The following is a 12,557-nucleotide window of genomic DNA, read 5'->3' as shown; positions in this document are numbered from 1 at the left end:
CCCCCTGCTGCAGACATCTGCAGTAGGGGGTTTCGGCGTGAAAGCGGATCTCGCGTGCGACTCAGACGTGCCCGAGCGTTCTAGGATCTGAGCGATTCCGCGGGTTCGATGCGTGCCGCTCGATTCGCTGCGACGATGCTCCCGAGGATTCCGGTGGCCAGGCCGATGAGTATCGCGACGGGGGCGAGACGCATGTCGAACACCGGAGCCCATCGCTGGCTGATGGTGATGGTGAGGAGGGCTATCAGCCCGACGAAGAATCCAGCCACCCCGCCCAGCACCCCGACACATGCCGCTTCGACGGAGATGAGCAGCCCGATGTCTCGATTTCTGGCACCGAGTGCTTTGCGCAGCCCCACCTCGCTGCGGCGGGTGTTGACGCTGAGGGTCGTGGCATTCGACAAGGCAGCGATCGCGATGAGGACCGACAGCACGGTGAAGGCGAGCAGCGTGACCTCGACGCCCTGTTCGATCTGACTGCGCAGCTCCGTCGGGTCTGTCGGTGCACTGATGCGTACGTGATCGGGCTGAAACGGATTCAAGGCGACCGGGGCCTGCTCGGCGACGCGCTGGGCCGCGCCGGGCTGCGTGAGAAGCAGCGCGGACACTTCGTGACCGTCGACGGGGTCGTAGCCGGCGTCAGCGGAGAGGAGCGCTTCTCCCACGAGGAGTGGCAGACGACGGGAATCCTCGATGAGCCCGATCACACGGTAGGACTCGTCGTCGAGGCGGACGACCGGGCCTGCGTCCAGTGGCCCGATCTGGAGCTGGTCCGCGAGCGCGCGCCCGAGCACGATCTCGTCGTGTGCCCATCGACCGGGGCCGCGGCCGGCGGCGTACGCGATGGTGATGGCACCGGCGCGCTCGACGTCGCCCCAGATGATGTGCGGCTGGATCGTCCTGCCCTCGGCGTAGGTGGTGATCCCCGTCGGCGGGAGGTCCGCGATGGCCATGGCCGCCTGTACTCCGGCGACGTCGGAGACTATCCCCTCGACCTCGTCCTCGGGCGGTGCTCCGTCCGAGGACGAGTCCCATGACGCGGTGACCTCCCTGTTCAGCTGGGCATCGAAGGTGGCCGAGACCTGTGCTCTGGACGAGGAGGATATTCCGAGCGTCGTCAGGGCTAGAGCCACTCCCAACGCGACGGCGAGAAGCAGCCCGATCGTTTGAACCGGACGGGAGATGATCGAGGCCCACGCATCGCGCAGGACATCGAAGGCCGTGATCCGCGCGGGAGATCCTGGACGGACGCGTCCAGCGTGGCAGTCCACAGACGGCGCGTGTCCGGGTTCGCTCGTCTGACCGCAGTCGACGGTCCCATCCGATACGGTGATCCGCCGGTCTGCGACGGCCGCGACCGATTGATCGTGGGTCACGACGATGACCGTCGCCCCCCCGCTGGTGCAGTTGCTGCAACTCGTCAATGACCAGCCGAGAATTCTCCTGGTCCAGGTTTCCGGTCGGTTCATCGGCGAGGATGACGGGTGCTGAAGTGGCGATCGCACGCGCGATCGCCACGCGCTGCCGCTGGCCACCCGACAGACTGCGGGCCACTTCGGTTGCGCGCTCGGCGATGTTCGAGGATGAGAGCGCTGCCCGGGCGATTCCGCGTCGAGCGGACAGCGGCACCCCTCGATACATGAGCGCGAGCTCGACGTTGTCAAGGACGGAGCGGAGGTCGAGCAGATGGAACGCCTGGAAGATGAAGCCGAACTCCTTGGCACGATGTGCCGCCAGCGCAGCGTGATCGGTGAAGAGCACAGGTTCACCATCGAGGAGGTACAGCCCCTCGGACGGGGCATCCAGAAGCCCGATGATGTTCAGCAGGGTTGACTTGCCGCCGCCGGAGGGACCGACTATGGCCACGAACTCGCCCTGATCGATACGGACGTCGACTCCGCGCAGCGCGTGGACGGCGGGAGCCCCCTTCGGGCGGTACACGCGGCTCACGTTCTTCAGCTCGATCGACGACATGCGCTCAGCCGACCCGCACCCGATCATCAGCACTCAGCTCGACCGAGCCTGTCGCCTGCACGGCGACGATGCCCCGCAATGAGCCGATGATCCGCACGGGCACTTCGATCAGCGTTCCGTCGGCCTGTCGTTTGACCACCACGCCTTTGCCATCTCCACGGTCGACGACGGCGCTCACAGGGAGGAGCAGCGCGTCATCCGCAACCACGGATCTGGTCACGACGACTGTTGCGTCGGACCCACGTGCGACCTGAGGCTGACGTTCGCTGAAGGTCGCCGTCGTCGTCGTCATCTCCGCTCCGTCGACGGTCGAGGAAGACACTTTCCCTATGGCGCCCGGCAGTTCTGAACCGTCGAGCCTGATAGTGGCCGGCGCGCCGTCAGCCACGCCCTCCGGCGGTGACCCGGCGATCTCGATTCTCACGAGGACAGAGGTCGAGCCGAGTACAAGGTCAGCGGCTTCCGGGTCGCCGACCCGCTCGCCCACGTCGATGCCATCGATGACGAGCGCGGGAGAGTCCGTGATCGCTGCCAGCTCGGCGATCGGCATGTACGGATCGGAGATCGGCGCGGCCGCCCCCTCCGCATCGGCTGCCGGGCGTATGCGCCTCGGGACCGAATAGCCGGCCTCGGTGTAGAGCTCGGCGACTGCTCGGGCTGTCTGTGGACCGAACCTGCCATCCGCATATCCCAGGTGGCCGGCATCGACGAGAGCGATCTGCAGCTGACGCACATCCGGGCCGACGTCTCCGAACGCCATGTCACGGTAGAACTCGAATGGCGACTCGGCGACGAACACGGGTCGTCCGTTCACCTCCGTCAGCAGCTCGCCGGAACTCTTCTCTCCGCCGACGGCGACGGGAGCGCCGGTGATGACGGATCGAGGCGCTCGCGCATCCGCGGGAAGGGTCAGCGGATGCTCGCTCGACGAGGCGACGGTTCCCTGGAGGACGATGTCATCCGAGAGCGACCCTTGCTCAACTGTGCCGAAGATGGGCTTCGAGTCCGGGGGAGCGGCATCTGCCTCGCGTTGCTGGGGGGATTGAAACGCTGATGCCAGCAACCATGCCGCGCCGCTCAGGAGGATGAGACTGGCGATCGCGATCGTCACGGCCCCGTAGCGGAATCGCGTACCCGCCCGCCGTTCAAGGAGCGGGAGGCGCATTCTCGGCGATCAGGCTGAGGGTCTCGCGGTGCCGCGCTTCCAAGGTGGCTCGGTTGCGGTCCAGAGTGGCACGATTCTCCGAGATCAGCTCTTCCTGGAGTGCCCACTCCGCGTCGTACAGCGCCTCTGAGTAGCCGCTGGACTCCATGCACGTGGCGTCGGCGACGGCGACGGTGACTTCCTCAGCGGTCGGCTTCGAGCCTTCTTCCGCGGACGTCTGGTCGATCCCCTGCGGCAAGCCGAACTGGTCGCTGAGTTGTGGCGTGGGCATCTCCTGGGGCGAGTCGGGAAGAGACGGAATTCCCAGCGGGAGCATGCACTCACGCCAATCCGCAGCCGCGGCCACCACATCCGGGGTGGTCGCAGCCTCTTGGGCCGCACGGACGACGAGACCATGAGCGAAGTACTGCTCGTCCAGGAGGAGAGGCCGGTCCTCGCGGACGGTGGCTATACAGGCGGACATCGCGGCGTTGAAGTCAGCGTCTCGGTTCAGCGTGCTCGTCTGCGATTGGAACGCGGCCCACGTGCGTGCGCTTGCACTGTCGCGAAACGCATTCCGGTATCCCCACTCTCGGGCGAGCCGTTCATCGAAGAGCTTTCGCCCGCTTGTGCTCATGGTCTCAGGGAGTGGTTCACTCATGTCCTGCCAGGGCACAGGCCATTCGTATCCAGCCCTTGCCAGGCACGGCCGGACCAACAGCTGTTCGGCATAGTTGTCGATCCTGCCGTCAGCTTCCGCATACTCATCGAGTGGCAGCACCCAGAGCTCGCGATTGGGCTGCGGACCGACGTCCCCATCGCTTGCGTCGAGGGATGACGGGGCGGGCCCGGGAGTGGCCGGCCACGAGCTGTCGGCGTCAGTGAGCGATTCGCCTGACTCCGGAGTGCAGCCCGATATGAGAGTGGCGGCCAGTACACAAGCCGAGGCCGCCATCAGCCGAACAAGGGTGCGACGTAGTTGCATGTTCCGCATCCGAGTTCCTACATGAACCATCCGGACGACGCGGTGTTGTCGTAGCCGTAGTCCGACGCGCGGTTGTCGCCGGCCTTGATGGGCAGACAGAACCACGGGCTTCCACTCTTGCTGCCTGCGTTGTTGAAGACGCATGCCTGGGAGTAGTTGCCGTTGTTGTAGAAGGAACTGACGGTGTTCCCGACGGTGATAGAGGTGCCACCGTATCTGTACCCGTGCATGTTGGGTACCGAGTTGTACCAGTACAGCATCTGCCAAGATCCGCCGGCCGTCGTGTAGCCGGGGTCGCCCCACACGCACGCGGCTCCGGAGGCACAGCTCGCGGGAGCGGAGTACGTCGGCGCGGCGGAGGCGGACACGGTGACGGATCCGCCGCAGATGACTCCGAGAGCCACGGCGCTGAGCGCGAGTTTCGTGATCCGACCTTTGATCGAAATCGACATCAGTATCCCCTTTGACACGTCATGGGTAACATTTTACCGATGACTGTACTGGTGACAGAACTTTGAAGCAAACGTGACCCTTCATCAGACCGTGAATTGGGCTGTGAATGGAGAAGCCCCCGATGCGATGGCATCGGGGGCTTCTCCGTCTCTCGACGAGAGTGTCAGGCGTGGCCGAACTCCTGCTGGCCGAGCTCCTGCTGCTCGACGGCGAGGGGGATGTCCTCCTCCTCGACCGCCCAGTCGCCGGTGGCGAGGTACACGACCTTCTTCGCGACGGCGACCGCGTGGTCGGCGAAGCGCTCGTGGTAGCGGCTGGCGAGCGTGGCGTCGACGGTCGCCGTGGCCTCGCCCTTCCAGTTGTCGCTGAGGACCTTCTCGAACACGGTGGCGTGCAGCTCGTCGACGTCGTCGTCCGCATTGCGGATGGCGTCGGCGAAGCGCAGGTCCTGGGTGCGCAGCAGCTCCGAGAGCGTGCGGGCGACCTCGACGTCGAGCTCGCCCATCTTCACGAAGGTGCCCTTGAGGCCCTTCGGGATGGCGCGCTCGGGGAAGCGGAGGCGGGCGAGCTGGGCGATGTGCTCGGACATGTCGCCCATGCGCTCGAGCGAGGCGCTCACGCGCAGGGCAGTGACGACGATGCGCAGGTCGCGGGCGACCGGCTGCTGGCGGGCGAGGATCTCGATGGCCTGCTCGTCGAGGGCGACGGCCAGCTCGTCGATCTTCGCGTCGTCGGCGATGACCTCTTCGGCCAGGGCGACGTCGCTGGTCGCGAACGCCCGAGTGGCCTTGTCGATCGAGACCGTGACGAGGTCGGCGATCTCGACGAGGCGGTTCTGGAGGTCCTCGAGGGACTGGTGGAAGACTTCGCGCATGTTGGGGCGCAACCTTTCATTCGGATCTCGGCTGTGGCAGCGCGAGACGGCGGGTCGTCCGCACGAGAGCAGGTCTGTGCTCCCGCACAAGCCCGAAGCGATTGTCTGCTTCGAAGGTTAACGAACGGTGCCCAGCACGTGAATAGTACTTCTCCTGTTCCCGCCAGGGCGCGGAAACCCGCCGGACGGACGGTGAACGCACTCTACGCTGGTGTCATGACCCTGCCGCAGCTCGCGCTGTCTTCGCTCGCCATCGGGCTGGTGATCGGCGTCGGCCTCTCCCTCCTCGTGGTGTGGGCGTACCGGGCGAGGGCGCGTGTGCAGGAGGAGACGTCGCTGGCGATTCCGACCGGCATCACCGACGTCCTGCGGAGCATGGACGATGCCGCGGCCATCGTCGACACGTCCGGTCTGGTGCTCGCCTCCTCGCAGGCGGCCGCCCGCTTCGGCATCGACGTCGGCTCGACGCTCGACAACCCGGAACTCCGCCAGCTCGTGCGGGGTGTGCGGGAGAGCGGCGGCTCCGTCACGGAGTCGATGCGTCTCACCCGCGGCGGGCTCAGCCTCGATCCGCGCCTGGTCTCGGCCCGTGCGAGCGTGATCGGCACGCGCCTGGTGCTGCTGATCATCCGCGACGTCACCGAGCAGGAGCGTCTCGACCAGATGCGTCGCGACTTCGTGGCGAACACCAGCCACGAGCTGAAGACCCCTGTGGGCGCGGTGAGCCTCCTCGCCGAGGCCATCGAGTCCGCCGCCGACGATCCGGCGCAGGTGCGCATCTTCGCCGCGCGCATCTCGGCGGAGGCAGGGCGGCTCGGGCAGCTGACCGGGCGCATCATGAGCCTCTCCCGGCTGCAGGCGGAGGACGGTCTGACGAAGGTCGGTCCCGTCTCCATCGACGAGGTGGTCGCCTCTTCGATCGAGGCCCACGTCGTGCAGGCCGATTCCGCCGGGGTCGAGCTCGCCCGAGGCGGCGATCGCGGCGTCTGGGTGCGCGGTGACGCGCAGATCCTGATCGAGGCGGTCGGCAACCTCATCGCCAACGCGATCGTCTACTCGCCCCGCGGCTCCCGAGTCGGGGTCGGCATACGCGCGGAGGACGGAGTGGTCGAGATCGCCGTCTCCGACCAGGGCATCGGCATCGCCGAGGCCGACCGCGAGCGTATCTTCGAGCGGTTCTACCGGGCCGACGAGGCCCGTTCCCGACGCACGGGAGGTACCGGACTCGGGCTCTCCATCGTCAAGCACGCCACCCAGCGTCACGGCGGGGAGGTGCGCCTGTGGTCCCGTCCGGGGCGCGGCTCCACGTTCACGATCCGGCTTCCCCGGATCGACGCCCCCGACAACGTCGACGCGGGTAAGAAAAGCAAGAAGAAGCGCGCACGGAAGGCGGCCAAGGCCGCCGCATCCACGCGCGTCCGAAACGGAGAGAGAGCATGACCCGTATCCTTCTCGTCGAAGACGAGCCCGACCTCGCCGATCCGCTCGCCTACCTGCTGCGACGCGAGGGCTACGAAGTGGAGATCGCGGAGGACGGCCCCGGCGCGCTGGCGGCCTTCCGGGAGCGCGGTGCCGACATCGTGCTGCTCGACCTGATGCTGCCGGGGATGCCGGGCACCGAGGTGTGCCGCCAGATCCGCTCCACGTCGGCCGTGCCGATCATCATGCTCACGGCCAAGGACTCCGAGGTCGACATCGTGGTGGGGCTCGAGCTCGGAGCCGACGACTACATCACCAAGCCGTACTCGTCGCGCGAGCTGCTCGCCCGTATGCGGGCCGTGCTGCGCCGGGTCGTGCAGGCCGACAGCGAGCTCGACGAGCGGGTGCTCGACGGCGGCCGGGTCTCGCTCGACATCGACCGGCACACCGTGGCCGTCGCCGGCGAGCAGATCAACATGCCCCTCAAGGAGTTCGAGCTGCTCGAGGTCCTGATGCGCAACTCGGGGCGCGTCCTCACGCGCGGCCAGCTCATCGACCGGGTGTGGGGGAGCGACTACTTCGGCGACACGAAGACGCTCGACGTGCACATCAAGCGCATCCGCTCGCGCATCGAGGAGAACCCGAGCGAGCCGGTCATGCTCGTCACGGTGCGCGGCCTCGGCTACCGCTTCGAGGGCTGAACGCAGAGGAGGCCGGCACCCCGTGGGGTGCCGGCCTCCTGCATGTTCAGCGGGGTCAGTCCGCGGGTGCCGGAGCAGCCGTGTCGGTCGGGGTGGGCTGCGGGGTGCTCACCGTCTCCGAGGGGACCAGGTCCGAGTAGTAGGGGAGCGAGCCGTCGAGGACCGGGATGTCGGCCTTGACGCCCGTGGAGTCACCGGACTGGAAGTGCATCTCGACCGTCGCGCCCGGCTTCGTGTCGAGGCCGACGATCCGCAGCGGCTCGTCGTTGGCGCCCAGGCTCACCGTGCCGCCCGCGGGGACGCTGACCGTGAGGTTCTCGCCGCCGGCGATCGAGATCGTGAGCGTCGCGCTGTCGTCGGTGGGGTTCACGATGGCCGCGATGAGGTTGCCCACCGAGCCGTCCTCCGTGGCGATGACGAGGGCGTTGCGCACGTCGATCGGCCCGTCGGCGTCGGAGACGTTCACGCCGTCGGAAGCCGGGTACTCGATCTTCGTCGACTGGGGGGTGATGAACGTGCACCCGGTCGCGCCGAGCAGAACGAGGGCGCTGAGGGCTGCAGACGCAACAAGGCGCGATTTCACGGGTCCTCCTGAGGTCCGGCGGGATATCCGCATCCATTCTATGGGTAAGTCGTGAGGGGCCCGTGGCCCAGGGGGCGCGAACCTTAGCGCATCTCCCCTGTGGTATCCTTGAGGTTGCCGAAAGGACACGTTTTTATGCTTTTTGAGGTTGGCGAAACCGTCGTCTATCCCCACCATGGCGCTGCGACCATCATCGAGGTCAAGGAGCGCATCATCAAGGGTGAGGCGAAGAAATACCTGAAGCTCAATGTCACCCAGGGTGACCTCATCATCGAGGTGCCCGCCGAGAATGTCGACCTGGTCGGCGTTCGCGACGTCATCGGCAAAGAGGGCCTCGATCATGTCTTCGAGGTGCTGCGTGCGCCCTTCACGGAAGAGCCCACGAACTGGTCCCGCCGGTACAAGGCGAACCTCGAGAAGCTCGCCTCGGGCGATGTGATCAAGGTGAGCGAGGTCGTGCGCGACCTGTGGCGCCGTGACCAGGACCGCGGACTCTCCGCCGGTGAGAAGCGGATGCTGGCGAAGGCTCGTCAGATCCTCATCTCCGAGCTCGCGCTCGCGGAGAAGACGGACGAGGACAAGGCGGGCGCACTGCTCGACGAGGTCCTCGCCTCCTGAGTTCTGCACGAAGGGGCGGATGCTGCGGCATCCGCCCCTTCGTCGTTCCCGCCACGCGGTAGCGTGAGACGGTGAGCTTGCTTCCCGTCCCCGACATCGCGATCGTCGTCGTCGCCGCCGGTTCCGGCACCCGCCTGGAGGCGGGCGCCCCCAAGGCCCTGGTCGGGATCGACGCGCATTCGATCCTGCGCCACGCGCTCGACGGCGTCTTCGCCGCACGCCCCGCGCAGGTGATCGTGGTGGCACCCCCCGGCCATGAGGGCGACGTCCTGGCAGAGCTGGAGGCGGCCGCGGGGGAGCGGCGGGAACTCGGCCGTGTCGTCACCGGCGGCGACACCCGTCAGCAGTCCGTCGCGGCAGGACTCGCGGCGCTGTGGGGCGACGTGAAGACCGTGCTCGTGCACGATGCGGCCCGCGCACTGACACCGCCGACGCAGATCGATGCCGTCGCGGCCGCCGTCACAGCGGACGAGGGCGTGATCCCGGTGCTGCCCGTCGTCGACACGCTCAAGAAGGTCGCAGACGGGGCCGTGCTGGCCGCCGTCGACCGGTCGGAGCTCGCCGCGGCGCAGACGCCACAGGGATTCCCCCGGGCCGCGCTCGAAGCGGCGTATGCCGCAGCGCTCGCCGACGGCGCCGAGTACACGGACGATGCCGCGCTGTTCGCGGCGGCGGGCCACCGCGTGCGCCACATCGACGGATCGGCGCGCGCGTTCAAGATCACCACTCCCGCCGACCTCGACCGGGCCCGGCACCTGCTGGAGGCGTCGGCGCCGACGTCTTCGGTGCCGCTCTCCGCGCCGATCGGCCGCCTCGGCGTGCCCCGGGTGGGCATCGGCACCGACGTCCACGCGTTCGGTGGCGAGGGCGTGCTGTGGCTCGCGGGGCTCGAATGGCCGGGGGAGCAGCCACTGTCCGGTCATTCCGATGGCGACGCCGTCGCGCACTCGATCGTGGATGCCCTCCTGGGCGCGGCAGGGCTCGGCGACATCGGCGAGCACTTCGGCACCGCGCACCCGCAGTACGCCGGAGCACACGCGGACGTCTTCCTGACGCGCACCCGAGAGCTGCTGGAAGACGCCGGGTTCGAGATCGGCAACGTCTCGGTGCAGCTGCAGGGCAACCGCCCGCGGTTCAGCCCCCGGAGAGCCGAGGCCGAGGCGGTGCTCTCCGCTGTCCTGGATGCTCCCGTGTCCGTCACGGCGACGACCACGGACGGGCTCGGCTTCCCGGGCCGAGGCGAGGGCATCGCGGTGACCGCCGTCGCCATGGTGGTTCCACGCCGCCGGAGCACGTGACGGACGGCGGAGGATTCCCTTCGATCCGTCCGCGCGACGTCATGACTTCCGCGAATCCGCCGCACAGGGCGGGCGCCCAGCGGTCGCCGAGTAGGCTTGAGCGGTGACTCTCCGCCTCTACGACACCCGCGCTGCTCAGCTGCGCGACTTCGTGCCTCTCGATCCCGAGAACATCACGATGTACGTGTGTGGACCCACGGTGCAGTCCGGCCCTCACATCGGACACGTCCGGGCGGCCCTGAGCTTCGACCTGCTGCGTCGCTGGCTCGAGCTCCGCCACGGCCGTGTGACGTTCGTGCGCAACGTCACCGACATCGACGACAAGGTGCTCGCCAACGCGACCGCGTCCGAGCCCTGGTGGGCGCTCGCGTATCGGATGGAGCAGGAGTTCACCGCGGCGTATGCCGGCGTCGGAATCCTCCCGCCGACCTACGAGCCCCGGGCGACGGCGTCCGTTCCGCAGATGCAGGAGCTCATCGCGCTGCTCATCGAGCGCGGGCACGCGTACCCCGCTCCGGACGGCTCGGGCGACGTGTACTTCGACGTGCGCTCCTGGTCCAAGTACGGATCCCTGACGCATCAGTCGCTCGACGCCATGGAGGCGGCGGAGGACGCGGATCCGCGGGGCAAGCGCAACCCCCAGGACTTCGCGCTGTGGAAGGGTGCCAAGCCCGACGAGCCCGCGGATGCGACCTGGGAGTCGCCGTGGGGTCAGGGACGCCCCGGCTGGCATATCGAGTGCTCCGCGATGTCGAAGCGCTATCTCGGTGCCGAGTTCGACATCCACGGAGGCGGCCTCGACCTGCGCTTCCCGCACCACGAGAACGAACTCGCCCAGTCGACGGCCGCCGGCGACGGCTTCGCACGGTACTGGGTGCACAACGGCCTCGTGACCGTCGACGGGCAGAAGATGTCCAAGTCGCTGGGGAACTTCACCCTCGCGGCCGACGTGCTGTCCGCGCACGACCCGCTCGTCGTGCGCTACGCCCTGGCGTCGGCGCACTACCGGTCGAGCCTCGACCTCACGGACTCGTCGTGGGCCGAGGCCGAGGCGGCGCTCGGACGCATCGCCGCATTCCGGCAGCGTGCTGCGCGCGCGGCCGGAGGCGGGTTCGGGTGGTTCGCATCGCAGAGCCTGCCCGAGGCGTTCGCGGCGGCGATGGACGACGACCTGGGCGTGCCGCAGGCCCTCGCCGTTCTGCATGAGACGGTGCGTGCGGGGAACTCGGCGCTCGACGCGGGGGAGACGGATGCGGCGCTCGATGCGCTGCGGGCCGTCATGGCGATGACGTCGGTCCTCGGCCTCACGCCCGCATCCGACGCGAAGAACCACGCGTCGGAGACTGCTCTGGACACGCTCGTCCAGACGATGATCACTCAGCGCGCACAGGCACGCGCTGACAAGGACTGGGCGGCGGCGGATCGCATCCGTGACGCGATCGCCGCCGCAGGAATCACGCTGGAGGACACTCCGGCCGGAACTCATTGGAGTATCGATGGCTAAGCCACAGCGCCCCGGCGCGAACAAGGGAAACAAGAAGGGCCCGACCAAGGGCACCGGCGGGCTCGGGCGCAAGGCGCTCGAAGGCCGCGGACCGACCCCGAAGGCTGAAGACCGCGCCTGGCACCCGGCGGGCAAGCGCAAGGCCGCGGCCGAGCGCTACGCCGCATCGGGCGGCAAGGGCAAGCCCGGCCAGCGGCAGACCTCGGGCGGCAACCCCAACCGCTCCGCCCGGGCGAAGGACAACACCACCGACACCGAGATCGTCACCGGGCGCAACTCGGTGCTCGAGGCGCTGCGGGCGAAGATCCCGGCGACGGCGTTCTACATCGCGCAGCGCGTGGAGATGGACGACCGCGTCAAGGAGATGCTGTCGATCGCCACCCACCGCGGTATCCCCGTGATGGAGGTCACCCGTCAGGAGCTCGACCGCATGGCCGGGTTCGACGGCGTGCACCAGGGCGTGGCCGTCAAGGTGCCGCCCTACGAGTACGCGCACCCGCAGGACCTTCTCGAGCAGGTCATCGACAAGGGCGAGGTGCCGCTGTTCGTCGCCCTCGACGGCGTCACGGACCCGCGCAACCTCGGCGCGATCATCCGCTCCGCCGCGGCTTTCGGCGGGCACGGCATCATCCTGCCGCAGCGTCGTTCGGCGGGCGTGAACTCGGCGGCGTGGAAGACGAGCGCGGGCGCTGCGGCACGCATCCCCGTCGCCCTCGCGACGAACCTCACCACGCAGCTCAAGGAGTTCAAGAAGCAGGGCGTGTTCGTGCTGGGCCTGGACGGCGACGGCGATGTCTCGCTCCCCGACCTGCAGCTGGCCGACCGCCCCGTCGTGATCGTCGTCGGCTCGGAGGGCAAGGGGCTGTCGCGTCTGGTCACCGAGACGTGCGACCAGATCGTGTCGATCCCGATCTCTGCGGCCACCGAGTCGCTGAACGCGGGCATCGCCACCTCCGTCGCCCTGTACCAGGTGGCGACGGTCCGCGCCGCGAAGAAGTAGACGT

The 12,557-nt window shown here is 68.2% G+C and carries 12 protein-coding genes and 1 pseudogene; 6 read left to right on the top strand and 7 right to left on the bottom strand.

The window, feature by feature from the left end; translation table 11 throughout:
- Positions 1 to 80: 80 nt before the first annotated feature.
- The 6 genes and pseudogenes from AC07VM_RS02420 to phoU form a co-directional block, all read right to left on the bottom strand.
- Positions 81 to 1,469 (bottom strand): ABC transporter permease, encoded by a 1,389-nt coding sequence (locus tag AC07VM_RS02420; protein ID WP_494910743.1) that lies wholly within the window; start codon positions 1,467 to 1,469, stop codon positions 81 to 83.
- Positions 1,470 to 1,518: 49 nt separating this feature from the next.
- A pseudogene (locus AC07VM_RS02415) lies at positions 1,519 to 1,974 on the bottom strand (ABC transporter ATP-binding protein); the annotation flags it as partial.
- Between the two features lie 4 nt (positions 1,975 to 1,978).
- Entirely contained in the window at positions 1,979 to 3,085 is a 1,107-nt protein-coding gene (locus tag AC07VM_RS02410) for a peptidoglycan-binding protein (RefSeq protein WP_494909859.1), read from the bottom strand.
- Positions 3,086 to 3,119: 34 nt separating this feature from the next.
- On the bottom strand, positions 3,120 to 3,899 hold the full coding sequence (locus AC07VM_RS02405; RefSeq protein WP_494909858.1) for a hypothetical protein: 780 nt from the start codon (positions 3,897 to 3,899) through the stop codon (positions 3,120 to 3,122).
- Between the two features lie 221 nt (positions 3,900 to 4,120).
- The gene (locus tag AC07VM_RS02400; protein WP_494909857.1) at positions 4,121 to 4,555 is read right to left on the bottom strand and encodes a peptidase inhibitor family I36 protein; all 435 of its coding nucleotides are present in this window, start codon (positions 4,553 to 4,555) and stop codon (positions 4,121 to 4,123) included.
- Between the two features lie 164 nt (positions 4,556 to 4,719).
- On the bottom strand, positions 4,720 to 5,430 hold the full coding sequence (gene phoU / locus AC07VM_RS02395; RefSeq protein ID WP_021199093.1) for a phosphate signaling complex protein PhoU: 711 nt from the start codon (positions 5,428 to 5,430) through the stop codon (positions 4,720 to 4,722).
- Positions 5,431 to 5,646: 216 nt separating this feature from the next.
- Between phoU and AC07VM_RS02390 the strand changes: the two genes are divergently transcribed.
- Complete coding sequence (locus AC07VM_RS02390; protein WP_494909856.1) at positions 5,647 to 6,870, top strand: sensor histidine kinase; 1,224 nt, start codon at positions 5,647 to 5,649, stop codon at positions 6,868 to 6,870.
- Entirely contained in the window at positions 6,867 to 7,550 is a 684-nt protein-coding gene (locus AC07VM_RS02385; RefSeq protein ID WP_267415510.1) for a response regulator, read from the top strand. Before AC07VM_RS02390 ends, AC07VM_RS02385 begins: the two co-directional genes overlap by 4 nt.
- 55 nt (positions 7,551 to 7,605) lie before the next feature.
- Here AC07VM_RS02385 and AC07VM_RS02380 read toward each other — a convergent pair whose 3' ends face one another.
- Positions 7,606 to 8,133, bottom strand: coding sequence for a DNA modification methylase (locus AC07VM_RS02380; protein WP_267415508.1), 528 nt, complete (start codon positions 8,131 to 8,133; stop codon positions 7,606 to 7,608).
- A gap of 135 nt (positions 8,134 to 8,268) precedes the next feature.
- Between AC07VM_RS02380 and AC07VM_RS02375 the strand changes: the two genes are divergently transcribed.
- The 4 genes from AC07VM_RS02375 (at position 8,269) to rlmB (ending at position 12,553) form a co-directional block, all read left to right on the top strand.
- Complete coding sequence (locus tag AC07VM_RS02375) at positions 8,269 to 8,751, top strand: CarD family transcriptional regulator (protein ID WP_017201416.1); 483 nt, start codon at positions 8,269 to 8,271, stop codon at positions 8,749 to 8,751.
- 71 nt (positions 8,752 to 8,822) lie between these two features.
- Positions 8,823 to 10,049, top strand: coding sequence for a 2-C-methyl-D-erythritol 4-phosphate cytidylyltransferase (ispD, locus tag AC07VM_RS02370; RefSeq protein ID WP_494909855.1), 1,227 nt, complete (start codon positions 8,823 to 8,825; stop codon positions 10,047 to 10,049).
- A gap of 103 nt (positions 10,050 to 10,152) precedes the next feature.
- Positions 10,153 to 11,553 (top strand): cysteine--tRNA ligase, encoded by a 1,401-nt coding sequence (cysS, locus tag AC07VM_RS02365; protein WP_494909854.1) that lies wholly within the window; start codon positions 10,153 to 10,155, stop codon positions 11,551 to 11,553.
- A complete protein-coding gene (gene rlmB / locus AC07VM_RS02360) occupies positions 11,546 to 12,553 on the top strand; it encodes a 23S rRNA (guanosine(2251)-2'-O)-methyltransferase RlmB (protein WP_267415505.1) in 1,008 nt (335 codons plus the stop codon). The genes cysS and rlmB overlap by 8 nt, the downstream gene beginning before the upstream one ends.
- Positions 12,554 to 12,557 lie beyond the last annotated feature (4 nt).

The sequence above is a fragment of the Microbacterium sp. GW821-FHT01D02 genome, from assembly GCF_059422585.1.
This window is presented reverse-complemented; position numbering and strand designations above follow the sequence as displayed.